Origin of the sequence: Flavobacterium rakeshii, from assembly GCF_009741375.1 — a bacterium.
GTDB classification, from domain to species: domain Bacteria; phylum Bacteroidota; class Bacteroidia; order Flavobacteriales; family Flavobacteriaceae; genus Flavobacterium; species Flavobacterium rakeshii.
Map to the genome: position 1 here is coordinate 1 of NZ_WOWP01000063.1, position 25,001 is coordinate 25,001.

At 40.2% G+C, this 25,001-nt stretch carries 18 protein-coding genes; 13 read left to right on the top strand and 5 right to left on the bottom strand.

What is annotated here, in order from left to right; genetic code table 11:
* Positions 1–6,146: choice-of-anchor L domain-containing protein (locus GN157_RS16920; RefSeq protein ID WP_157484659.1), on the bottom strand; the 6,146-nt coding region annotated here is incomplete at its 3' end.
* A gap of 213 nt (positions 6,147–6,359) precedes the next feature.
* Here GN157_RS16920 and GN157_RS16925 point away from each other — a divergent pair.
* The gene (locus GN157_RS16925; RefSeq protein WP_157484660.1) at positions 6,360–7,112 is read left to right on the top strand and encodes a UDP-2,3-diacylglucosamine diphosphatase; all 753 of its coding nucleotides are present in this window, start codon (positions 6,360–6,362) and stop codon (positions 7,110–7,112) included.
* Here GN157_RS16925 and GN157_RS16930 read toward each other — a convergent pair.
* On the bottom strand, positions 7,109–7,462 hold the full coding sequence (locus GN157_RS16930) for a hypothetical protein (RefSeq protein WP_157484661.1): 354 nt from the start codon (positions 7,460–7,462) through the stop codon (positions 7,109–7,111). The two genes, GN157_RS16925 and GN157_RS16930, sit on opposite strands and share 4 nt — an antisense overlap.
* Positions 7,463–7,545: 83 nt before the next feature.
* Entirely contained in the window at positions 7,546–9,243 is a 1,698-nt protein-coding gene (gene recJ / locus GN157_RS16935) for a single-stranded-DNA-specific exonuclease RecJ (protein WP_157484662.1), read from the bottom strand.
* An 81-nt stretch (positions 9,244–9,324) separates the two neighbouring features.
* On the opposite strand from recJ, the gene GN157_RS16940 reads away from it, so the two are divergent.
* Entirely contained in the window at positions 9,325–10,392 is a 1,068-nt protein-coding gene (locus tag GN157_RS16940; protein WP_157484663.1) for a carboxypeptidase-like regulatory domain-containing protein, read from the top strand.
* Between the two features lie 87 nt (positions 10,393–10,479).
* On the top strand, positions 10,480–11,040 hold the full coding sequence (locus tag GN157_RS16945) for a hypothetical protein (RefSeq protein ID WP_157484664.1): 561 nt from the start codon (positions 10,480–10,482) through the stop codon (positions 11,038–11,040).
* Position 11,041: 1 nt separating this feature from the next.
* On the opposite strand, the gene rsmI is transcribed toward GN157_RS16945, so the two are convergent.
* Together rsmI and GN157_RS16955 are read right to left on the bottom strand one after the other, a co-directional pair.
* Positions 11,042–11,737, bottom strand: coding sequence for a 16S rRNA (cytidine(1402)-2'-O)-methyltransferase (rsmI, locus tag GN157_RS16950; protein WP_157484665.1), 696 nt, complete (start codon positions 11,735–11,737; stop codon positions 11,042–11,044).
* Positions 11,737–12,849 (bottom strand): hypothetical protein, encoded by a 1,113-nt coding sequence (locus tag GN157_RS16955; protein WP_157484666.1) that lies wholly within the window; start codon positions 12,847–12,849, stop codon positions 11,737–11,739. The genes rsmI and GN157_RS16955 overlap by 1 nt, the downstream gene beginning before the upstream one ends.
* A 102-nt stretch (positions 12,850–12,951) precedes the next feature.
* On the opposite strand from GN157_RS16955, the gene GN157_RS16960 reads away from it, so the two are divergent.
* The 10 genes from GN157_RS16960 to GN157_RS17005 all read left to right on the top strand — a co-directional run bounded on the left by GN157_RS16960 (position 12,952) and on the right by GN157_RS17005 (position 24,993).
* Complete coding sequence (locus tag GN157_RS16960; RefSeq protein ID WP_157484667.1) at positions 12,952–13,575, top strand: thymidine kinase; 624 nt, start codon at positions 12,952–12,954, stop codon at positions 13,573–13,575.
* A gap of 21 nt (positions 13,576–13,596) precedes the next feature.
* On the top strand, positions 13,597–16,035 hold the full coding sequence (locus GN157_RS16965) for a bifunctional UDP-N-acetylmuramoyl-tripeptide:D-alanyl-D-alanine ligase/alanine racemase (protein WP_157484668.1): 2,439 nt from the start codon (positions 13,597–13,599) through the stop codon (positions 16,033–16,035).
* A 64-nt stretch (positions 16,036–16,099) separates the two neighbouring features.
* The gene (gene mscL, locus GN157_RS16970; RefSeq protein ID WP_157484669.1) at positions 16,100–16,534 is read left to right on the top strand and encodes a large-conductance mechanosensitive channel protein MscL; all 435 of its coding nucleotides are present in this window, start codon (positions 16,100–16,102) and stop codon (positions 16,532–16,534) included.
* A 152-nt stretch (positions 16,535–16,686) separates the two neighbouring features.
* Positions 16,687–17,676, top strand: a complete 990-nt coding sequence (locus GN157_RS16975; protein WP_157484670.1) for an aspartate-semialdehyde dehydrogenase — start codon at positions 16,687–16,689, stop codon at positions 17,674–17,676.
* A 55-nt stretch (positions 17,677–17,731) separates the two neighbouring features.
* Positions 17,732–18,844 carry a lactonase family protein gene (locus GN157_RS16980; RefSeq protein ID WP_157484671.1) on the top strand — a complete coding sequence of 371 codons (1,113 nt, stop codon included), beginning with the start codon at positions 17,732–17,734 and terminating at the stop codon, positions 18,842–18,844.
* A gap of 59 nt (positions 18,845–18,903) precedes the next feature.
* Positions 18,904–19,263, top strand: a complete 360-nt coding sequence (locus tag GN157_RS16985; protein WP_157484672.1) for a hypothetical protein — start codon at positions 18,904–18,906, stop codon at positions 19,261–19,263.
* A gap of 92 nt (positions 19,264–19,355) precedes the next feature.
* Positions 19,356–21,740 carry a TonB-dependent receptor gene (locus tag GN157_RS16990; protein WP_157484673.1) on the top strand — a complete coding sequence of 795 codons (2,385 nt, stop codon included), beginning with the start codon at positions 19,356–19,358 and terminating at the stop codon, positions 21,738–21,740.
* A gap of 18 nt (positions 21,741–21,758) precedes the next feature.
* The gene (locus GN157_RS16995; RefSeq protein WP_157484674.1) at positions 21,759–22,325 is read left to right on the top strand and encodes a type 1 periplasmic binding fold superfamily protein; all 567 of its coding nucleotides are present in this window, start codon (positions 21,759–21,761) and stop codon (positions 22,323–22,325) included.
* Positions 22,326–22,453: 128 nt separating this feature from the next.
* A complete protein-coding gene (locus GN157_RS17000; protein WP_157484675.1) occupies positions 22,454–22,828 on the top strand; it encodes a DoxX family membrane protein in 375 nt (124 codons plus the stop codon).
* Positions 22,829–22,872: 44 nt separating this feature from the next.
* Complete coding sequence (locus tag GN157_RS17005; protein ID WP_157484676.1) at positions 22,873–24,993, top strand: prolyl oligopeptidase family serine peptidase; 2,121 nt, start codon at positions 22,873–22,875, stop codon at positions 24,991–24,993.
* Positions 24,994–25,001: the final 8 nt, after the last annotated feature.

Sequence of the window (25,001 nt, forward strand, 5' to 3'; positions counted from 1 at the left end):
TTCATAGTATCTCCATTTGGAGAGATACCTTTAGGAATCATACAGGCAACATTATCAACAGTAAGTTCAAATGATGAAGAACAGATATCACCTCCGGCAGGAGTTACTATTACGGTGTAAACACCAATCTCTGTAGCTGTAGCTGTTAAACCTGTACCTACAGTAGCACCATTAGCATCAGTCCAGTCAATATTAACCGTACCTTCTGTGTAATTTGCATCAAGAGCAACTTCAAGAGTGTAAATTCCGCCTTCACAACCCTGGTTAACACTAATAATAGGTGTTGGAACAATACTAACTTCAAAGCTTGTCTCATCTGTACAATTTGTAGGTGCTGTAGCAGATTCTGCATAAATATATATTACCTGAGAAGTCGTTATCTCATCACCTGCAAGTAACATATCACCTGTAGCAGCCGTACCCGTATAATAATTATTATTAGCACTTAGTTCAGGAAGTACAAAAGCATCACACGATGTTACATTTTCCATTACATCTGCAACAGGGATAGGAGTTACAGTTAGATATACTGACTGCGTAGCCTCACAACCAGAGTTATTAATAGTTACCTCATAAGATCCCTCTTCACTAACCACGATACTTGAACCTGTCTCTGCAAGAGGAGCGTCATTAAATGTCCATGTATAAGTTACATCCGGAGAAGCAGGATCAAAGTTTATAGCAACAATATCTATAGTAGCATCCGTTGTTCCTTCACAAATATTAAAGTCTCCACCCATATCAAAATCAGGTGTAAGATCCTGAATAATTAAATTAAAGTTAAGAACACCTACACAACCTGTTGGTGTGTAAACAACTCTTACATATATTGGCTGAGATCCAGCTACTGTATTATCATATACAGGTCCTACAGGGTTATCACCACTTTCTGCATCAGCCTCATTTTCATGATATGAAATTACAAAATCAGCAACATCATATCCTTCAATTATACCAGCTTCTATTAAGTCAGTATTTGAAGTAAAGTCAAATGAAGCAAATCCACTTGCATCACAAGCTATAAGATCGATAGGAGCACCTACAGTTTCTTCCACAGGAAGATAGAACTCAACACGTTTAGTACCTTCAAGTATACAGTCGGTACCTTCATAGTTAACCACTACTGAGTAATCACCTGTTTGATTAACTACTAAGTCTGGACCGGTTTCATCTAATTGAGTAGTAACACCTTCGTCATCAGTAACAGACCAAACAAAATTGTATAATTCCGGATCTAAACCAGTTTGAATTACTGTTTCCTGCTGATCACAAATAGCATTTCCTCCAGGAACCGTAAGGTCAATACCTAAGTCAAGTCCGCCAATATCAAAACTACCACCTGCTAAGAATACAGCAGAGTTATAAATAGAGTCATTATAATCGGCAATTACAAGCTTAATGTGATAGTTACCACCAGGAACTACAGGACCTGCGGCTGTCATAACAACTGTTTGACCTCTATAACCTATAGCCGAACCATAAGGGTTATCCTGGTTGTAAGAACCAAAGTATTGTGGATTTTGAGAATCACAACCCGTATTATATTGACTATCCCTAATATTTACTACCGATACCGGAATTGTTGTACCAGGAATAACCGCAAGGTTAGTGGTATTAGTTTCAGGATCCGGGTTATCTAAATCTGTAAGTATAAACGCAAACGCATCAGAGAAGTTACACTGGAATGTACCGTACTCCTGAGAAGCAAACATGAAATCAAAAGTGATTTGGTTTGTAAGCGGAGTAAAGTCAAACTCAAGGATAGACGCATTGTTAAGCGTTCCTGTATTACCTCCTTCAGCAATAATAGCCGATAAGTCAGCATCACCTACCCATACATTAGACTGAGTACCTGTGTTATTGTTAGGGTAAGGTCCCGGAGCTTCCTGAACGCTACCTGTAGCAAGTATCACACCATCGGCAAATGGGAATGATGAGTTGTTCTGGCTAAAGTAAGATATACCATTCGCCTGACCAAAGTTAGTACCTGTTTGAGACGTTATATTAGACACAAGCGCACATTCAGAACTAATAAGTACGTTCTCTACTAACTGCTCTACAGTATAATCTTCATTTACAGCGATTGATCCTGCTGGAGTTCCCACACAAATATCAAATGTAGAGGTTTGGTTTGGAGTAGATGTAGACGAGTAAACTCTTACTTTATAAGTAGTACCAGGAGATAAGTTTTCTGCTAAGCTTTGGTTAGCTGTACTACAGTAAACCTGAGTTAAAGTTCCACACTCATCACCCTCATAAACTGCATGATATAGGAAAGTTGTACTACCCTGAACATTGCTTAAAGTAATAAAGTGTATAGTACTTGTAGCTGTAAATTCAAACCATACGTCATCATCTGCAGTACCGCCACATGTATTATCTTCTGCAGAAGCAGTGGCAGAGTAGATAGTACCTGATTCAAACTCTACACATTCAGAACTAGTGTTTACAGTCACCACAGTAGCATCTGCACACTCATCATTAACCGGTGGTGGTGGTGGTGTAGCCACACATACTTCAAATTCTGAAGTTTGAGCAGTTGACGACCAAGAATACACTCTTATCTTATAAGTATTTCCAATAGTTAAGCCGCTGGCAAAACTCTGGTTAGGATCACTACAATATAGTTGAGTTAAAGTACCACATTCATCACCTTCATAAAGTACGTGATATAAATCAGTTGTACCATTTGTAATATTTTGTAATGTAATTACGTGAGTATCGTTTGTAGCAACAAACTCAAACCATACGTCATCATCATCATTACCTCCACAAGTATTATCTTCTCCAGAAGCTGTTGCAGAGAATACAATACCAGGAACAACTTCAACACACTCCTGAGTTGGGTTTACAGGAACCACAGTAGCATCAGCACATTCGTCATTTGCCGGTGGTGGTGGTGGTGTACCTATACAAAGGTTAAAATCAACTAACTGACCTGGAGTAGACGTCCAAGTATAAATTCTTATTTTATAAGTGGTACCAGGGGTTAATCCTGTTACTGTTGTACTGTTTGAAGTTCCACAATACACATCAGTTAATGCTCCACACTCATCACCTTCATAAACCGCATGATATAGGAAAGTTGTACTACCTACAATATCAAGAATTTTAATTAGGTGAGTATCATTAGTAGCTACAAATTCAAACCATACATCATCATCATCTGTACCAAAACATGAGTTTGGTTCTGCAGAAGGAGTTGTCCATGATAAAGAACCAGGAACTACCTGATCACAAACCTGAGTTGGGTTAACCGGTACCGGAACAGCCTCAGCACACTCATCATTTGCCGGTGGCGGTGGCGGTGTACCAATACATAAATCAAACGTGGTAGTTTGAGGTACAACATTGGTTGAACTGTAAACTCTAATGTAATATGTATTACCTACTGTTAAACCACTTGCTAAACTATTATTAGCAGTAGCACAGTATAATTGTGTCATAGAACCACATGAATTACCTTCATAAAGAACATGGTATAGGAAAGTTGTACTACCTACAACATTTATGAAATCTATAGTATGAACATCATTTGTAGCAACAAACTGATACCATACATCATCGTCATCTGTACCGAAACATGAATTAGGCTCTCCAGATTCTGTAGCCCATGCAATAGTACCTGAAACTGTATTACCACACTCAAGATCAGGATTAGTAAACGCCTGCTGAGCATTAGCACAGTCGTCATTTGCCGGCGGCGGCGGCGGCGTACCAATACAAAGATCAAACGTAGTAGTTTGTCCGCTTAAATTCGTAGATGTATAAATTCTTACATAGTAAGTTTGTCCAACAGTTAAACCTCCTGCAATACTTACATTATTAGTAGAACAGTAAAGCTGAGTCATAGCACCACAACTATCTCCTTCGTAAATTGTATGATACATAAACGTTGTACTACCAACAAGGTTAGTAAGGCTAATTTGATGCGTTTCACTTGTTGCCTCAAACTGATACCACACATCGTCATCGGCAGTACCAAAACATGTATTACTTTCCAGGGAACCTGTAGCCCAGGCAATAGTACCCGAAGCAAAGTTACCGCAATCAAGATCAGGATTAGTTAAAACAACCTCAGCATTAGCACAGTCGTCATTTGCCGGTGGTGGTGGTGGTGTACCAATACATAAGTCAAACGCTGATGTTTGAGCCGGAGTAGAAGTCCAGGTATACACCCTTACATAATAGGTTTCACCAATGGTAAGCCCACCTACTATACTGTTATTAGGATCACTACAAACAAGGTTTGTTAACGAGCCACATGAACCAGAGTAAACAGCGTGAAATAAATCAGTTGTACTACCTGTTATATTATTTAAATTAACTGTATGGGTTGTACTTGTTGCAACAAATGAGAACCAAACATCATCATCATCTGTACCTCCGCAAGAGTTAGCATCTATTGACGGAGTAGCCCATGCAACAGTACCTGGTGTGAATGAAGTACAGTTTAAATCAGGATTAACTGTCACAGCAAAAGCATTAGCACAATCATCATTTGCCGGTGGTGGTGGTGGTGTACCAATACAAACATCAAACACAGAAGTTTGAGGAGTTGAAGATGTTGAATATACCCTTACATAATAAGTATTACCAATGGTTAAACCACCCGCAACACTGTTATTAGGGTTACTACAGTAAAGTTCTGTAAATGATCCGCAAGAACCAGAATAAACAACGTGATCAAGAGCAGTTGTACCACCGTTAATGTTGTTAAGGTTAATTGTATGAGAAGTACTTGTTGCTACAAATGAGAACCAAACATCATCATCAGCTGTACCCGAACACGTAAAACCTTCGGCAGAAGCTGTAGCAGAATAAATAGTACCGGTAACAAACTGAGCACAGTCTAAATCAGGGTTAACAGGAACCGAAATCGCATCTGCACACTCATCGTTTGCCGGTGGTGGCGGAGGTGTACCTATACAGATTTCAAAGTTTGAGGTTTGGTTTGAAGCAGATGTCCATGAGTAAACCCTTACATAATAAGTATTCCCTACAGTAAGCCCTGTAGCTGTACTGTTATTAGGATCACTACAATATAATTGTGTTAATGAAGAACAATCGTTACCCTCATAAACAACATGATACAAATCGGTAGTACCGTTTGTAATATTATTTAAGTTAACAAGATGAGTAGTGTTTGTCGCTACGAAAGAGAACCAAACATCATCATCAGCCGTACCAAAACATGTGTTGCCTTCAGAAGAGGCAGTAGCACCATTTATACTACCCGGAGTACTTACCGAACAAATGTTAGTTGGGTTCACCGTTAAAGCAACAGCATCTGCACAGGCATCATTACCCGGGGCAGTGCTAAAGTTAAATGGACCAACCCACTCACTAAAGTTACCATCACCACAAGCAGCTCTAACATAATATTTATAAGCTGTAGTTGGGTTTAAACCATTAATGGTTGTTGAGTTTCCGTCTACCAGATAATCTGCTGTACCATCCGGAGCATCAATAAACTCTACAACCTCAACCTCATACTGAGCAGCACCTCCGGTCCAGCTCAAATCAGCAGTTTCACCTGTAACACCCGTTACATTTAAGTCTGTAGGAGGCAAACATTGCTCAATAATGCTTACGTTATCAACCAACCAACGGTCAGCATTATCACCTTCCATAAGGAAACCAACAAAATAATCCTCTCCTGCTGTACCTGGTAAATCTACCAAAACCTCTACATATTCAGTTTGTGAAGGGTTAATTCCAGGCTCAGTCCATGACTGTACAACGGTATAAGCATCAAGATCATCAAGATCTGCACCAGCTGGCGCAATGATAATCCTGTACATACTACCCTGGTTACCTCCCAGGGTCAAGGCACAGTAAAAACGTAACTGCCCGTTTGCCGGCATTGTAAATTGTGGTGTAACCAGCCAGTCTTTAGCCGGATCTCCGTCATCTGAAACATTTTCACGATCCAGGAAAGCTGCATAATTCCCCTCGTAAGGAGGCTGATAATCATTCCCTAACTGAGATTGCTTCCAGGTTTGGATCGTACCTATCTCATTGTCATGTATTGTCCAGCCGGCCGGGGCAAACGCGCCCTCAAAGCCTTCCAACGGCAGCCCGTCCTGCGAATAACCGCAAAGACTTAACAATGCCATGAAAAATAACAAAGTAATTTTCTTCATAGATAATAAATTAGTAGTTTATGTTTAAGTTACCGAAAGTATAAAAAAAAACACAAGCTTAACCCTAATTAAATAACGAATAATTACATTTTAACCAAAAAAAACAAATTTATTTCGATTTGTTATGAATTTAAAAACATAACGTAATTATAACGCTGTAACACCTTTTTAAAATTGTCTTCATATCTTTGGCATATTATTTAAGAATTTAACATGTCCCAAAGACTCAAAATATACTTTGCTTCCGATCAACATTTAGGTGCTCCAACCCAAGAAAAAAGCTTCCCCAGAGAGAAAAAATTTGTAGCCTGGCTGGACGAGGTTAAGAAAGATGCCGATGCTATTTTTTTACTTGGAGATCTGTTTGATTTTTGGTTTGAATATAAAACAGTAGTACCAAAGGGATTTGTGAGAGTACTGGGAAAACTGGCAGAAATACGCGACTCTGGCACGCCTATATACTTTTTTGTAGGAAATCATGACTTATGGATGCATGATTATTTTGAAAAGGAACTAAACATACCTGTTTACCACAAACCAAAAGAATTTACTTTTAATGACAAAGTGTTCCTTATAGGACACGGTGACGGACTTGGACCCGGCGATAAAGGCTATAAAAGGATGAAAAAAGTATTTACCAATCCTTTTTCAAAATGGCTTTTCAGATGGTTTCATCCTGACCTTGGGGTTAAACTGGCACAATACCTATCGGTAAAAAACAAGCTTATATCGGGTGATGCTGATGTTAGGTTTTTAGGTGAAGATAACGAATGGCTTGTTTTATACTCCAAAAGAAAACTGGAAACAAAACACTACGACTATTTTGTTTTTGGTCACAGGCATTTACCTATGACCATTGATTTAGGACAAAACTCCACCTACATCAATCTGGGCGATTGGATTGGCTATTTTACCTATGGTGTTTTTGACGGAGAGAAATTTGAACTGAAAGAATACAAAAACTAATTTTTGCACACATTATTAATATACTCATTAAGGTTCACTGTAAAAAGCGTACCCTCAAGTAAATCTTTAATATCAACAAGCTCCTGAGCTGAGACAGCCAGTTCAATTTCATTAACCGGAGTTTTAAGTAAAAACCTGTGGCATTTGTTCCTAAAACCACAGCCACCGCAATGGTTTTTATCATACATTTCGTTTACAATACAGGCAAAACGCTGTATCTCTTCACGGGTAAAATAAAAGCCGGTTTCCTTAAATATAACCTGAATTCTGTCGGTTAAAAGAGTATCGTTTTTACGCCAGTAAAATGACACTCCAAAGTCGTTAAAGTAAATTTGTTCAATCTCTTTCATCGTCGTGGTTTTAAACAAAAATATAAATTATTTAAAACCATTCTAAATAAATAGATTGTTTTTAGTAAAAAAGTTTTCAACGGCTACTCTACGGTGCGTATATCGCGCAAACGAAGCTGAGTAGACACATTACCGTTCCACTCATTCTCCTCTATGGAGTACACCGCCTCAAAAGGCTTACCGCTACAGGCTATATTCATTTTTGATGCCAACCCGAAACCAACTGCCGCATAACCTTCGGCGTCACCTTGCTTTACAAAAAGCCTTAAATGGGTTTCATCGGCACCAATAGCCTTACCGTAACCTGTATCCATTAATCCGCGCGACAGGAATACCGGAGTCATATTGCCCGGACCAAATGGCTCAAACTGTTTTAATATCCTGAAGAATTTTGGGGTAATATCGCTGAAATCAATCTCGGCATCCACCTGCACTTCGGGCACTAAAAGTTCGGGAGCTATAGTTTGTCTAACCACCTCTTCAAAACGTTGTTTAAAGCCGGAATACTGCTCTTCTTTCAGCGTAAGCCCCGCTGCATACATATGTCCTCCAAACTGCTCTAAATGATCAGCACAGGCTTCGAGCGCATTATACACATCAAAATCTTTTACTGATCTTGCCGAAGCTGCCAGTTTATCTCCACTTTTTGTAAACACCAGCGTAGGCCTGTAATAGGTTTCCGTTAATCTTGAAGCCACAATACCAATAACCCCTTTGTGCCAGTTTTCATCATACACAACAGTAGTGAAACGCTCCTGCTCATTATTAGACACTATCTGCATTAGTGCTTCAGTAGTAATTTGCTTGTCAAGATCTTTTCTTTCTGCGTTGAGTCCTTCTATCATGGCAGCAAACTCCTGAGCCTGTTCCAAATTAAATTCGGTAAGCAATTCGACCGCTTTATTGCCGTGGTAAATACGCCCGGCAGCGTTAATACGCGGTGCTATCTGAAAGACAACATCACCTATGGTAAGTTTTTGTTTTTTTACGTTTTGGATAAGCGCCTGTATACCCGGCCTTGGGAATGTATTAATCACATCAAGCCCAAATGTTGCCAGTACCCTGTTCTCCCCTGTTATCGGGACAATATCGGCCGCTATGGCCGTGGCAACCAAATCAAGATAAGTAACCAAGTCGGTTATGGTTTGTCCGCGATTCCCTGCAAGTGCCTGTATCAGTTTAAAGCCTACACCACATCCGCAAAGTTCGTCATAAGGATAGGTACAGTCGGTTCGTTTTGGGTCCAGTACTGCTACAGCATCGGGCAGTTCATCACCGGGGCGGTGGTGATCGCAAATTATAAAATCGATACCCTTTTGTTTGGCATATTCAACTTTGTCAATCGATTTGATTCCGCAATCCAGCGCAATGATAAGCGTCATCCCGTTATCATCGGCAAAATCAATCCCCTGAAACGAAACTCCGTACCCCTCTGCATACCTGTCGGGTATATATGTCGCTACATTAGGGTAGTACGAATGCAGGTATGATGACATTAACGAAACAGCCGTAGTACCATCTACATCATAATCGCCAAAAACAAGTATGTTTTCGCCGTTTTCTATAGCTTGCTCAATACGTTTCACCGCCTTATCCATATCCTTCATCAGGTAGGGATTGTGCAAATCACTTAGTTTAGGACGGAAAAAATTCTTCGCTTCCTCAAAAGTTTCAATACCACGTTGTACCAGCAGTGAAGCTATAACTCCATCTACCTGAAGCGCTTGTGATAAATGTTTTATTTTTTGAAGATCGGGGGTTGGTTTTAATGTCCAGCGCATGAAGAATTTTAATTTCTCCAAATGTAATTAATGGCACGGGCTTTGACAACCAAAACGCAAATTTTACAATAAACAATTGCTATGAAAAACCACACCTTATACCTTTTACTGTTTTTTGTTTCGTTTAATACAATTGCACAAACCGCAGTTAAATCAAAACTAACCGATGTTAATAATAATCCGGTTGCGTTTGCTAATATTTATATTCCGGAGAGTAAAAAAACAACCCTGTCAAACGAATCGGGTGACTTTTATATGATGATTAATCCTGAGACAGATAAAACCATAATAATATCTCATCTTAGCTATCAACCTGTACAGATTAAAATAACAAGCAGCTTCCCGAAAAATATTGTTTTGGAAGAAGGATTACTGCAACTTAACGAAGTAGTGATAGGCAAACAAATAACAGGATATGATATTGCTTTAAAGGTTATAGAAAACCTTAAAGAAAACCACGATGTAGATCCGGCATATTACGAATATTTTACACGTGTAGTTCAATATGATGACAACTGGAAAGAAATTGATATGATACAGGAATATTATGGCAAGTTAAAACACAACGGCGAGCATAACACTAAAGCCTTAGTTTACAAAAGCAGGGTTGTACCTTACACAAAAAAGGGAGAAGAGAGATTACAAACTGACTCATCAATTGACTTATGGGGAATAAGAAACAACAACCTATTACTTTATAAGCCTGATTACCTGAAAAAATCCAAGCTAAAAAACTACAACATCTCCATTGAAGGCTCACTCACCATTAACGGACATGAATGTTATATTTTGAAATATGCTTCGGGCAAGGCAAGCTATGATGAATACAAAAAAGCCATGATCTACATTGACAAGAAAACTTTTGGAATAGTTAAACAAATTAGCGGTAGCCATAGTACACTAGCCGAAACATATACCGAAAGAAACTTTGTAAAAATCAATGATAAATGGGTAATGTCGGCAGCAACAAACAAACACCACCTACATAAAGTAATAACAACGTTATATACCTACCTAACAGATAAGAAAGACTATGAAGACATTAACTTTACAAAAACCCCTTTCTTCAAAAAACTAAAACGATTCAATAAAAACCCTAACGATAGTTTTTGGGATAATTACCAGCACATACCATTACCGGAAAATTAATTCAATTAACGTGCACTCTAACAAATTAGTTTTATTGTACTTTTGATAAAAAGTAAACCGCATTAACACCTTACCAAAAACAATTAAATGATAAAAAAAATAACGACTATATTTTTATTATTAGCATTATGTACATCCTGTGCTCCTGCCTATAGAACTTACAATAACACAAACAAAACAGTAAACTTTAAAAATAAAGAAGAAGCTGTTGATTATTTTTCCAAAAAATACAACTATATCAGAGAGAAGATATACTTTATAAATCCAGATGAAACAGGATCTTTCATGGAATATTTAGTATCCCAAAACACTTCTTATTTTTATGGTATAACAGTAAGCGACACCCTTAAAATAAACAGTCCTTCGCTTAAAGCTGACAATTCTTGTTCCGGCGTAGTTTCAAAAGTTATAAATTCAGAAAACATTGACTACAAAACCGAGCCTACCAAGATATCCACATTTGATTTAAAAAACGTTCAGAACAAGGCTATAGACTTTAAAAAAGGAAAGTCTGTTATTTTTATAATCTCAACAAAACTGGGAAACTCAATAAGTAAAACCATTAAGAAATTAAGCACTCAAGTAACTGAGCTGGAAGATCCAGAAACCGATTATTACCTTATATGTATAGATTATTATAACAACTAAATTATAGTTTCTTACTCTTCTTCACCTCGGGCTTTCCGCCCACAATAACCACAATTTCGCCTTTTGGGTCTTTTTTCGTAAAATGCTCCAGTACCTCGGTAGCTGTACCGCGCACGGTTTCCTCGTGCAGCTTACTCAGCTCACGCGATACCGAAACAGGACGGTCTTCCCCAAAATACTGTACAAACTCACCAAGAGTTTTAACCAGTTTGTGTGGCGACACATAAAATATCATGGTACGCGATTCTTCGGCAAGTGCTAAAAATCGGGTTTGCCTTCCCTTTTTATCCGGCAGGAAACCTTCAAACACAAACTTATCATTCGGGAGTCCGCTATTAACCAGGGCAGGCACAAAAGCCGTAGCACCCGGCAGACACTCCACCTCAATATTATTTTCCACGCAGGCGCGTGTAAGTAAAAATCCGGGATCGGATATGGCAGGCGTACCCGCATCAGATATCAGGGCAATAGTTTCGCCCGCCTGCAGGCGTTTCACAATATTCTCAACGGTTTTATGCTCGTTGTGCATATGGTGGCTCTGCATGTGGGTTGCAATTTCAAAATGCTTCATCAGTTTACCGCTGGTACGGGTATCTTCCGCCAGTATCAGGTCGGCTTCCTTAAGCACTTTAATCGCCCTGAAGGTCATATCCTCCAGGTTACCTATAGGTGTAGGTACTATATATAGTTTAGACATTAATCAAATCTTTTTTCAACCAGTTGGAAGAAACGCTCTTCATACTCCTCTTTTCCATCCCAATTGTTGTAATCAGGCTTAATAAGATCGTTTATAAACGATTTTGCCTCACCAAATGTATTAATAGTATTTAGTTGTGAAACCACACGGTTCAAATCATCTGCACTACCGCCAAAAAGATGCTTCTCAAAAGCGATACGGTCATTTAGTCCCAATGTAATGGTTTTAGAGAACTTATCGTTAAGCGACCTTGAACCTGTAGAAGCCGCAGGCGTCCATATCGGTTCTTCCTTTTTAGGTTCTTCTTTCTTCACTTCCTCAACAGGTTCGTTTTTCACCGGTTCAAAAACAGGCTGATTGCTGTAATCAAACTGAGGCTCTTCCTGTTTTGGTTCCTCTTTCGGTTCTTCCTTAACCTCATCTTTCACTTCCTCCTGAACAGGCGCAGCATCAAAATCAGATTTCTTTACAAACTCCGGATCCTTATAATCCCTAAAGTCGTCAATAGTAACCTCTTTCTTAGGTTCTTCCTTTGGCTCTTCGGGCGCTGCTTTTCTTTCAAAAGCAAATTCTATATCAATTTCCGATTCTTCAACTTCAACGGTAGCATCAGGCTCTATGGTAATCGTTTCGGCATCGGTAGCCTGTATCTCTTCCTCATCGCTACTCTCCTGCTCATTTTCATATACAGCCTCAACCGACTCTTCCATTGCCTTGATTTCCTCTTCCGGCTTTTCAAGCTCCGGTACACTTACAGGTTCTTCGGCTTTTTCCTCAACAGCTTCTTCAGCTACAGCCTCCTGTTCGGTCTCACCAAGTTCTTCTTTTGGTTCTCCGGCATCGGCAGGTGCTTCTTCTTCCACTACAGCTTCAGGCACTTCCTGCTCTTTGGTTTCTGCTACACCATAAATATCTTCCAGCTTTTCTTCTGCCGAAGAAAAACCAATTGTTGGCTTCACATCATTAAAGTTTTCCTCAACAAATCTAAGCACCGATAGTTTTTCGTACAGCTTGAGTGTTTCCTGCTGTAACTGCTCAATCTCTGCCTTATTCTTTAGCTTCAATATCCTGTGTGCAATACTTATCAGTTCGGCTTCTAATTTTTTCTTCATAACTTTTGGAATAATAAAGAGTGGCGCAATAGTTTTTTAATAAATTTGTTTCAATACAAAGTAACATAAAACATTTCTGTTTTACAGCCTGAAAAATACAAAATGTTTCTCGAAAATACAGTAAATCATAAAGAACAATTTGGGTGGATAGAGGTCATCTGCGGGTCGATGTTTTCGGGTAAAACCGAAGAACTTATACGTCGCCTTAAAAGGGCAAAGTTTGCCAAACAGCGTGTGGAAATTTTTAAACCTTCCATAGACACCCGCTATCATGATGATATGGTGGTATCGCACGACTCAAACGAAATACGCTCTACCCCGGTGGAATCGGCCTCCATGCTTCGCATCCTGGCACAGGGCTGTGACGTGATAGGTATAGACGAAGCTCAGTTTTTTGATGATGAGATTGTATCGGTTTGTAATGACCTTGCCAATAACGGCATAAGGGTTATTGTTGCCGGGCTGGATATGGATTTTAAAGGCAACCCCTTTGGTCCTATGCCGGCACTTATGGCTACAGCCGAATATGTTACCAAAGTACACGCGGTATGCACCCGAACGGGTAACTTAGCGAATTACAGTTTCCGTAAGGCACAAAACGATAAACTGGTACTACTGGGTGAAACCGAAGAATATGAACCGCTAAGCCGTGCCGCTTTTTTTAAGGCCATGAAAGAACAGGCCAACCCGAAAAAGAAAGATAAGGAAGACGACAGTCTCTTCTAAAAAAATTAAAAAACCTACATCTTGAGCATAAAAACAAACAATATCATTAAGGCCGTTAATCCTTCGTTTGAAGGTATACAGCCCGATATGGAAATTGATAACGTTTCTATAGACAGCCGTTCGCTGCAAAACAATATCGGAACACTGTTTTTTGCACTACCGGGAAAAAACCGTGACGGACACAATTATATTCCCGAACTGATTGAAAACGGCGTTTTAAATTTTGTTGTTACCCATATCCCTAACGGATGTAAAAACAGGGCTAACTTTTTTATTGTTAACGATACCCTGAAAGCATTACAGGATTTTGCTGCCTATTACAGAGGTCTGTTTAATTTCCCTGTTGTGGGTATAACCGGCAGTAACGGAAAAACCATAGTAAAGGAATGGCTTAACTATGCGTTGAGTCCTGATTATAATATCATCCGTAGTCCTAAAAGCTACAACTCTCAGGTAGGCGTACCCCTATCTGTAATCGCTATTAACGAAAAACACAACCTGGGATTGTTTGAAGCCGGAATCTCCACCACCGGGGAAATGGAAAAACTAGCCCAAATTATAAAACCCAACATAGGCATACTTACACATTTGGGTCCGGCGCATGACGAAGGCTTTACCGATATGCTCGAAAAAATTAAAGAGAAACTTAAACTCTTTAAAGATACCGATGTGGTAATACTTCAAAAAAACGCCATAGCCGAACTGGAACTGGAGGGCACAACTACCTTTACCTGGAGCTACAATGGTGATGCCGATGTAAACATTACCAAAACAATACATACCGACACCACCGAACTAACCGTTGATTACAACGGAGACAGTTTTAAAGTAGTTATTCCGTTTTTTGATGATGCCTCGGCAGAAAATGCCATAAGTTGCCTTATGCTGATGTTGCACTTAGGCTACAGCAGTGACTTTATTACCGAAAGGCTTGCAGGGGTATATCCTATTGAGATGCGCCTACAGGTAAAAAACGGCATTAACGGCTGCACCATTATTGACGACAGTTACAGCTCTGACTATCAGTCACTAAAAATAGCACTCGACTTTTTAGAACAGCACAAAACACATAAAAAGAAAACTATTATCCTTTCGGATGTTTTCCAGAGTGGTTTCACCGTAGAGGAACTTTACGAACATGTTACTCAGCTTTTAACTGCTAATAATATTAGCAGGGTTATAGGCATAGGCGAAACCATAAGCACCCAATTAAAGGATTTCCCTAATTTTATATCTTACAAAACCACACAGGAGTTTTTAACCCAATACAATGCTAATAGTTATAGCAACGAAACCATTTTGGTTAAAGGTGCCCGTAGTTTCCGCTTTGAGGAAATAGTGGTATTACTGGAAGAAAAGACACATGAAACAGTACTGGAAATCAACCTGAATTCCATTGCTCATAACCTTAAGTTTTACCGCTCGCGCATTAAGCCCGAAACCAAAATAATGGTAATGGTAAAGGCCTTTGGTTACGGTAGCGGGAGTTATGAAATTGCCAAACTGCTTTCACACCAAAAGGTAGATTACCTTGGTGTTGCCTTTGCCGATGAGGGTATAGCCCTTCGTAATGCAGGCATTAGCACCCCTATCATAGTAATGAATCCCGAAGCCAGTGCATTTAGTGCCATGACGGCCTATAAACTGGAACCCGAAATCTATTCGGTTAGGGAACTAAGGGCATTTATTGAAATTGCCAAACAGAAAAACCTGTCCGACTACCCTATTCACATTAAACTGGACACCGGTATGCACCGCCTTGGGTTTGAAAATTATCAGCTGGACGAACTTATCGAATTACTTAAGCACAACAACTTTGTATCGGTTAAAAGTATCTTTTCACACCTTTCCTCCAGTGATGTACCTCAATACAGAGACTTCACACTGGGACAGATAGATAAATTTACCCAATGGTCACAAAAAATCATCGATACCCTTAGCATAAACCCTATCCGCCATATATTAAACACATCGGGCATTTATCATTTCCCCGAGGCACAGTTTGATATGGTACGACTGGGCATAGGCCTGTATGGCGTGGGTAATGACGCACAGGAACGCAAATCACTGGAAAACGTAGGCACTCTTAAAACGGTTATTCTCCAGATAAAAGACATACAACCGGGAGAAAGCGTAGGCTACAGCCGTAAGTTCATGGCATCGGAGAAAGTCCGCACGGCTACCCTGCCCATAGGTTATGCCGATGGTATACCGAGGAGCTGGGGTAACGAAAAAGGCTATGTAATGATAAACGGTAAAAAAGCCGTAATTACCGGAACCATATCTATGGATATGATGATGGTAAACATTACAGGTATAGACTGTAAGGAAGGTGATAAAGCCGTAATATTTGGCACAGCACCAACCGTTGTGGAAATGGCCGAAGCACTGGGAACCATACCTTATGAAATTTTAACAAGTATTTCACAGCGTGTAAAACGCGTTTTTTATCAGGAATAATCAGTTTTTTGTACCTTAGCCTTAAACAGAAACAATCAATTATATATAACCTAAACTTTAGCCTATGGGATTTTTCAAGGATTTTAAAGCCTTTTTAATGAAAGGTGACATTGTAAATCTGGCAACAGCCGTTATTATTGGTGGCGCCTTTGGTAACATCGTAAAATCTTTTACAAACGACATTTTAATGCCGCCTATAGGCATGTTGCTTAATGGAGTCGATTTTAAAGATCTTAAGCTTACCCTTAAAGAAGCCGTACCCGAAACAGTGGTAGATGGGGTAACACAGCCAGCTATAGATGCCGTTACCATAAACTACGGTAACTTTGTACAAATAACACTTGACTTTGTAATTGTAGGGTTCTGTATTTTCCTTGCCCTTAAGATGTATGAAAGAACCAAGAAGAAAGAAGAAGCGGCTCCTGCAGCACCTCCTGCACCTACAAATGAGGAGAAACTGCTGGCAGAAATCCGTGACTTACTGAAAACTAAACAATAGAGTTACAGAAGTTTCCGCTACATTGCATATTCTTATATTTCTAACAAAACCGTCTCGAAAAGACGGTTTTTCTTTGTTATATTTTTTTATTTTGAAACGAATTTATAACTAATTTTGCCCAAAAATTTAAATAATTCAATAATTAATACACTATGAAAATTGCTGTTGTTGGCGCTACCGGAATGGTAGGCGAAGTGATGCTAAAAGTACTGGCGGAAAGAAATTTTCCGGTAACCGAATTAATTCCGGTAGCTTCAGAGAGATCTGTAGGTAAGGAAATAGAATTCAACGGTAAGAAGTACAAGGTTGTTGGTCTTGAAACCGCAGTTTCCATGAAGCCTGAAATAGCATTATTTTCTGCAGGTGGTGACACATCAAAAGAGTGGGCTCCTAAATTTGCCGAAGCAGGAACTACAGTAATTGACAATTCCAGCGCATGGAGAATGGACGCTACAAAAAAACTGGTTGTACCGGAAATCAATGCCAATGTGCTTACTAAAGAAGACAAGATTATAGCAAACCCAAACTGTTCTACCATACAAATGGTAATGGCTTTGGCTCCGCTACACCAAAAATATACTATTGAAAGAGTAATCGTTTCTACTTACCAGTCTATAACAGGTACGGGAGTTAAGGCTGTACAGCAGCTTGAAAACGAATACACAGGCACTAAGGGTGAAATGGCTTACCCATACCCTATTCACCGTAACGCTATCCCGCAGTGTGACGTGTTTGAAGACAACGGTTACACTAAAGAGGAAATGAAACTGGTACGTGAAACCAAAAAAATTATGGGCGACGACTCTATAAGGGTTACTGCTACTGCTATCCGTATCCCTGTAGTGGGCGGACACAGCGAGGCGGTAAACATTGAGTTTGCAAACGACTTTGATGTAAACCAGGTACGTGCTATACTTCACGACACTCCGGGTGTTACCGTACAGGACAATACTGATACCAAAACTTACCCAATGCCTATTTATGCCGAAGGTAAGGACGATGTATTTGTAGGCCGTATACGTCGTGATGAGAGTCAGCCAAACACACTTAACATGTGGATTGTAGCCGATAACCTTCGCAAAGGTGCAGCAACAAACACGGTACAAATTGCCGAATACCTTGTAGCAAACGGGTTAGTGTAATTCATTACAATATTTAATATATTTGAAAGGCTGCCAAATGGCAGCCTTTTATTTTATGAATAGCAAATCTCCCCTTATCACCCTCATTCTCGTATTTTTAAGCTATACCGGCTACAGCCAAACCTATGCTTTTTTCGGGTCTTTTAACCATAACAAAAATAAGGAAGGCCTATATATTTATGAGTTGGATACCATTAAAGGCAGCCTTAAAAAGGTTACGGTAGCCAAAATAAAGAACCCGTCATACCTTACCCTTTCCCCTGACGGGAATTTTATATACGCCTGTACCGATACCAAAACACCAAACACAGGCAGTGTAAGCAGTTTTGCTTTCAATCCGGCAAAGAAAACACTAACATTTCTAAACAGCCAGTCAAGCAGTGGCGAAAATCCGGTTTATTGTGACACACATCCTTTGGGCAAGTGGCTCATAAACGGTAATTATACTGAAAGTGGTATCTCACTTTACCCTTTAGGCAATGATGGCTTTATTGAGCCTACGACTCAGCATTTTGACTATTTTGAAGGAAGTATTAACCCAAACAGACGGAAAAACTCCCATATACATTCAACAGTATTTTCTCCGGATGGTCAATATCTGTTTGCTTCTGACTTAGGCAGTGATAAAATAAGATGCTTTGAGTTTGACACGCTAAGAAAACAACCCCTTATCGAAACAAACATTATAAAAACTACTCCCGGTAGCGGGCCCAGGCATTTTACTTTTCACCCTAACGGAAAACACGCCTATTGTATAGGGGAACTCTCCGGCACTGTAACAGTTTATGAATACAGCAGCGGTAACCTGAAAACCACTCAGGAGATTGCCACACATAACGATTCCCTTACCGAAGGCTTTGAAAGCTCTGACATCCATATCACACCAAACGGAAAGTTTTTATATACTACCAACAGGGGAAGCGAAAACAACATCGCTATTTTCTCGGTACAGGAAAACGGAACACTAAAAATCATAGGCTATCAGTCTACTCTGGGCAAACACCCCCGCACCTTTGCTATAGATCCAAGCGGTAAGTTTATCATTGTAACAAATGTTAACAGCAGTTTGGCAGTTGTATTCAGTATAAACCAAATAACCGGACAGCTAACCAAAACAAGCGAAACCTCAATAGAGCATGTTAGCTGTGTGAAGATAAAAACCTATTAATACATTTTTAACTGCAACCCTGTTGCAATTGTAAAATCTTTTTCCCTACCTTTGCGGTAATGAAAAGAAAGTTCGCATTATTTAATCTTGCACTTATGGCCCTTGTACTCCTTACAACGGGCTTTCAGTCTTTTCATGCCTTTAGCCATCAGCATCACGCTACGGCACATCACCACAATCATAACGAAGTAAAAAAAACTACTAAACAGTTTAGCGGCATTGAGCATCCACAAAGCCACGAAGACGACGATTGTAGCATTTGTAATTTCCACTTCGATTTCTTTGTAGCTCCGCCGCAGTTTTGCCTAAGGCTAGATTTCCCTTTTAAACAAATACACTACACTTTCAGCAGCATTGAAGGAAGCCCTTCATTTGCCGGAAGCCTTTTTGCCCATCGTGGCCCTCCTGCAGTACTATAAAACTGTTCCCTAATCCTTGCCCTATGGCAAAGGAACTATAACCGGATGTTATACCGGGGATTTCACTTTTATATTACCCAAAATAAATATCCATGCGATTTTACTTACTATTGCTTTTTGCTATTATAGCAACGGGCAACAGCGCCTATTCGCAAAGTACGCTTAGCGGCAAGGTGACTGATTCTAAAAGCCAGCCTCTGGACGGGGCGCATATACACATAGGCGAACTGCATGCCATAAGTACACCACTAGGCACTTATGAGCTACACAATATCCCTAACGGTCAGCAAAGGGTGGTGATATCCTACATTGGCTATACCACACTCGATACCATTATACACTTTAACGGCAGCACCGTTAGGCTAAACGCTACCCTAAAACCTGCAAGCACACAGCTACAGGAAGTGGTACTGAGTGAAAGCACCATAGTATCAAAAAGTACTGTCGTAAAGCAGGATGTAAAACTTATAACACTCGAAAAATACAGTAGTGGTACACTGGGTGATGCCTTAAAGGAAATCCCCGGAGTGTACTCGCTAAAAACAGGGAACAGTATTGTAAAACCGGTAATAAACGGACTGCACAGCAGCAGGGTTCCGGTACTGGTAAACAACGTTAGGCTGGAAGACCAGCAATGGGGCACCGAACATGCTCCTAACCTCGACATTAATTCGGCAGGGAAAGTATCGGTTATCAAAGGCGCTTCGGCATTGCAGTATGGCGGTGATGCCATTGGCGGACTAATATTGGTAGAACCTGTGTCGGTTTTAAAAGACACCCTGTACGGGCGGTCAATCCTGTCGCTTAACTCAAACGGACGTGGCGGCAGCTTTACCAGTAGCCTCCATAAAGGAGCCGAAAAAGGTTGGGCATGGAATGCCGGAGGGACGTTTAAATACTTTGGTGACCGCGAAGCACCAAACTATGTACTGTCAAACACCGGGAATCGTGAAGAGAATTTTTCGGGCGATGTAAAATACATTGGCGACACTTACGACCTTTCGGCAAGCTACAGTTTTTATAATGCTATCATAGGTATTGCATCGGCTACCCATATAGGCAGCACTGCCGATCTTGCCAACGCCATAAACAGCGGCACGCCATACATTACCAATCCGTTTACCTATACCATAGGCGCGCCTAAGCAGGAAATACAGCACCATTTAGGGAAACTTAATTTTAATACACAACTCAATCCGTTTTCTACACTGTCGTTACAATATGCTTTTCAGCTAAACCGCAGAAAAGAATTTGACATTCGTCGCGGGGACTTTAAAGACCAGGCAGCCCTGGACCTTACCCTTATTACCAATTCGCTTCAGGCCGACTGGAAATATGAAAAAGACAACAACACTCTTAAAAGCGGAATAAGTTTTTCCATGCAGGATAACGAGGCAAGTCCTGAAACGGGAATCCGCCCGCTTATTCCAAACTATACCCGCCAAGATGTGGGAGCATACGCCATAGCTGCCCACCGTTTTAGCAACAGCTTTAGCGCCGAAGCCGGACTGCGTTATGATTTTTCGCATATGGATGCCGACAAATTTTATCAGAAATCACGCTGGACAAGCCTGGGATATGAAGGGGAATTTGATAATTTTATAGTAGCTGATTACGGTTCGCAGTGGCTAACAAATCCAAAATTCACCTTCCATAACATATCGGCAAGTCTGGGTATTAAAAAAATACTTAGCACCAACTGGGAACTATTTGCCAATGCCGGACTGGCGATGCGAAACCCTAATCCATCGGAACTGTTTAGTGACGGACTGCACCATTCAAACGGAACTATAGAACTGGGTAGCCTGCGCACCAAAAAAGAAGAATCCTATAAGCTTTCTACAACACTGGTAAAGCACGGCAATACCTTTAGCTTTGAAGTTACTCCTTATGCTAATTTTATTAGCAATTTCATTTTCCTTAAACCTACAGGTGCCGAGTATACCATACGCGGATCGTTCCCTGTATACAATTATGTTCAGGCAGATGCTTTGCTTACAGGTATAGATTTTCATTCTGACCTGTATTTGGGTGAGCATTTAAAACACAGCCTTAACCTTGCTTATGTTCACGGCACTAACAGGGATACTGACGAACCGCTTATTGACATGCCACCGCTAAACATAACCAATACCATAAGGTACTCCTTTAATGACAGGCACAACTCGTTTGCCGAACTGAGAAGCGAAGCCGTATTTACACAAAACCGTTATCCTGATTATAACTTTTATGCCGATGTACCCCAAAACGGAGAACTTGTACCGGTACTCGTAAATGTTAGCACCCCGCCCCCAGGGTACCACCTGCTACATTTCAGTACAGGAACCGAGTTTGATTTAGGAAAAACCAAAGCTTCGGTTAACCTTTCGGTAAATAATATTTTCAATACGACGTACAGAGACTACCTAAACCGCCAGAGGTTATATACCGATGAGGCAGGCAGGAACTTTATGTTACAGATAAAACTCAATTATTAATCATTAAACATTTCAAAAATGAAAAATCTGAAAATTTCAGTATTGGCAATTATTGCCACAGTATCATTCACCTCATGCAGCAGCGACGACGATAATCTTGTTCCGGTAAATGAAGAGGAAGTAATTACAACACTTACAGCAACTTTCACTCCACAGGGAGGTGGTACTGCTATTGTTTTACAGTCTCAGGATTTAGATGGTGACGGGCCTGATGCTCCGGTTATAACCGTTTCGGGCGACTTTACTGCCGGCACTACCTACACAGGTACAGTAGCCTTTTTAAACGAACTGGCTAACCCTGTTGATATCATTAGTGAAGAGGTACTGGAAGAAGGTGATGAACACCAGATATTTTTCCTTCAAAATGGTCTTGGAACATTTACTTACAATGACCAGGATGTAAACGGAAACCCTATAGGGCTAAACTTTACTTATGAAGCAAGCGAAACAGCAACAAATGGCGATCTTACCATAGTACTTAGACACGAGCCTAACAAAACTGCCGATGGTGTAAGTAACGGAGACATTACAAACGCTGGTGGCGGTACCGATGCCTCAGCAACATTCAGCATAAATGTTAACTAGTTTGGGTTAATTTTGTAAACACCCCTTTTCTTTGGGGTGTTTACAAATAATTATTTTTTAGTTAATATTTTATATAATAATTCATTAATTTAGTTAAAACATCACCACAACATCAAAAACACTAAATTATGAATTCACAATTCACTAAAATTGTAAGAATACTTTTAGGTGTGATTCTAATAGTATTCGGATTAAACAAATTCCATCCTTTCATTCCCCTTCCACAACCACCCGAAGCAGCAGCAAACTTTTTAAACTCACTGGCCGATACCGGTTATATTTTAACTGTCGTTGCCATTTTTGAGGTATTTATAGGCTTTATGCTGCTAATTAAAAAATGGGTTCCGTTTGTAATATTGCTACTGGCTCCTATTTCACTAAACATATTGCTGTTCCATATGTTTTTAGACATACCCGCAATAGCAACAGCTATAGTAGTGGTAGCACTTAACGCGATGCTTATATACAAATACCGTCAAAATTACAGTGCTTTGTTTACCTGATAAGCCTATTTCCTTATTTTTGTGTATAATCAAATCAAGCCATAATGAATAAAACCGTTTTAAGCATGGCTTTGGCATGCAGTCTTACCATGAACGCACAATTGCACGAGAATAAGGAAATAAAATATCCGCAAACAAGAAAAGGAGACCAGACAGACAACTACTTCGGTACAAAAGTACCCGATCCCTACCGTTGGCTTGAAGATGACCGTTCGGCAGAAACCGCCGCATGGGTAAAAGCAGAAAACGAGGTTACGTTTAGCTATCTGGAGCAAATTCCTTTTAGAGAAGAAATCAAAAACCGCATGCAACAGCTGTGGAACTACGAGAGGATTTCGGCTCCGTTTAAAAGAGGTGAATACACCTACTATTATAAAAACGACGGACTGCAAAACCAGTCGGTGCTCTACCGCAGGAATGCTACAGGAGCTGAGGAAGTTTTCCTTGACCCTAACACCTTCTCTACCGATGGGACTACATCATTAGGCGGAGTTAGTTTCACTAAAAAAGGCGACCTGATGGCTTATTCCATATCAGAGGGAGGAAGCGACTGGCGTAAGGTTTTTGTAATGGATACCAAAACTAAAAAACTGGTAGGCGAAACACTGGTAGATGTAAAATTCAGTAACATTGCGTGGAAGGATAGCGAAGGCTTTTTCTATTCCAGTTACGACAAGCCTGAAGGTAGCGAGCTATCGGCAAAAACCGATCAGCACAAGCTATACTACCACAAACTGGGCACACCACAAAAATCAGACAAGGTTATTTTCGGAGATTCAGTTAAAAGAAGGTATGTTGGTGCCAGCGTTACCGAAGACCAAAAGTATCTAATTATAACCGCAGCAAATTCGACTTCCGGAAACGAGCTGTACATAAAAGACCTTAGCAACCCTAAAGGTGAAATTATCACGGTTGTAGATAATTTTGATACCGACTCCCATGTAATGGACAATGAAGGCTCAAAGCTTATCATTATGACCAACTATAATGCACCAAATAACAAAATTGTAACTACCGATGCTTCTAATCCGGTTCCGTCAAGATGGAAAGACCTTATTACCGAAACCGAAAATGTACTAAGCCCGTCAACAGGTGCAGGATATATTTTTGCCGAGTATATGAAAGATGCTATCTCGATAATAAAGCAATATGATTACAAGGGAAAATTAATTCGTGACATTGAACTTCCGGGCATTGGATCGGCAGGTGGCTTTGGCGGAAAAAAGGACGAAAAAACATTATACTATTCCTTTACCAACTATACCACTCCGGGAACGATTTACTCTTACAACCCTGAAACAGGAATATCTACCCTATACCAAAAACCTAAGGTAGATTTTAACAGCGAAGATTACATATCAAAACAGGTATTTTATGAGTCGAAAGACGGAACCAAAATACCAATGATTATCACTTACAGAAAAGACCTGAAGCTTAACGGTAAGAACCCTACAATACTTTACGGTTACGGCGGATTCAACATTAGCCTTACCCCGTCTTTCAGCATCACTAACGCTGTATGGATGGAAAACGGAGGTATTTATGCCGTTGCCAATCTTAGAGGCGGTGGCGAATATGGTAAAAAATGGCATGATGCCGGAACCAAACAACAAAAACAAAATGTATTTGACGACTTTATCGCTGCTGGCGAATACTTAATAGCTAACAACTACACCTCGTCTGACTACCTTGCCATAAGCGGAGGTTCTAACGGAGGTCTGCTTGTAGGAGCAACCATGACACAGCGCCCTGACCTGATGAAGGTAGCCCTTCCGGCTGTAGGTGTACTGGACATGCTGCGTTACCATACCTTTACCGCAGGTGCAGGATGGGCTTATGACTATGGTACTGCCGAAGACAGTAAAGAAATGTTTGAATACCTTAAAGGATATTCCCCTGTACATAACGTAAAAGAAGGAGAGAAATACCCTGCAACACTGGTTACAACAGGAGATCATGATGACCGCGTTGTACCGGCACACAGCTTTAAGTTTGCTGCCGAACTACAGGCCAAACACAAAGGTACTAACCCGGTATTAATACGCATTGGTGTTAATGCCGGTCACGGTGCAGGAAAATCGACCACACAGGTTATTGAAGAGTATTCCGATATTCAGGCTTTTGCCCTTTACAATATGGGAGCAAAACCAAACAGAAAGAAATAAAAATAACA

Bases quoted from the DNA above. Each gene is read 5' to 3' on its own strand.
- GN157_RS16995 (WP_157484674.1), top strand. From the start codon at position 21,759: ATGAAAAATCTGAAAATTTCAGTATTGGCAATTATTGCCACAGTATCA.
- GN157_RS16990 (WP_157484673.1), top strand. From the start codon at position 19,356: ATGCGATTTTACTTACTATTGCTTTTTGCTATTATAGCAACGGGCAAC.
- GN157_RS16940 (WP_157484663.1), top strand. From the start codon at position 9,325: ATGAAAAACCACACCTTATACCTTTTACTGTTTTTTGTTTCGTTTAAT.
- GN157_RS16945 (WP_157484664.1), top strand. From the start codon at position 10,480: ATGATAAAAAAAATAACGACTATATTTTTATTATTAGCATTATGTACA.
- GN157_RS16985 (WP_157484672.1), top strand. From the start codon at position 18,904: ATGAAAAGAAAGTTCGCATTATTTAATCTTGCACTTATGGCCCTTGTA.
- GN157_RS16930 (WP_157484661.1), bottom strand. From the start codon at position 7,462: ATGAAAGAGATTGAACAAATTTACTTTAACGACTTTGGAGTGTCATTT.
- recJ (WP_157484662.1), bottom strand. From the start codon at position 9,243: ATGCGCTGGACATTAAAACCAACCCCCGATCTTCAAAAAATAAAACAT.
- mscL (WP_157484669.1), top strand. From the start codon at position 16,100: ATGGGATTTTTCAAGGATTTTAAAGCCTTTTTAATGAAAGGTGACATT.
- GN157_RS17000 (WP_157484675.1), top strand. From the start codon at position 22,454: ATGAATTCACAATTCACTAAAATTGTAAGAATACTTTTAGGTGTGATT.
- GN157_RS16925 (WP_157484660.1), top strand. From the start codon at position 6,360: ATGTCCCAAAGACTCAAAATATACTTTGCTTCCGATCAACATTTAGGT.
- rsmI (WP_157484665.1), bottom strand. From the start codon at position 11,737: ATGTCTAAACTATATATAGTACCTACACCTATAGGTAACCTGGAGGAT.
- GN157_RS16980 (WP_157484671.1), top strand. From the start codon at position 17,732: ATGAATAGCAAATCTCCCCTTATCACCCTCATTCTCGTATTTTTAAGC.
- GN157_RS16955 (WP_157484666.1), bottom strand. From the start codon at position 12,849: ATGAAGAAAAAATTAGAAGCCGAACTGATAAGTATTGCACACAGGATA.
- GN157_RS17005 (WP_157484676.1), top strand. From the start codon at position 22,873: ATGAATAAAACCGTTTTAAGCATGGCTTTGGCATGCAGTCTTACCATG.
- GN157_RS16975 (WP_157484670.1), top strand. From the start codon at position 16,687: ATGAAAATTGCTGTTGTTGGCGCTACCGGAATGGTAGGCGAAGTGATG.
- GN157_RS16960 (WP_157484667.1), top strand. From the start codon at position 12,952: ATGTTTCTCGAAAATACAGTAAATCATAAAGAACAATTTGGGTGGATA.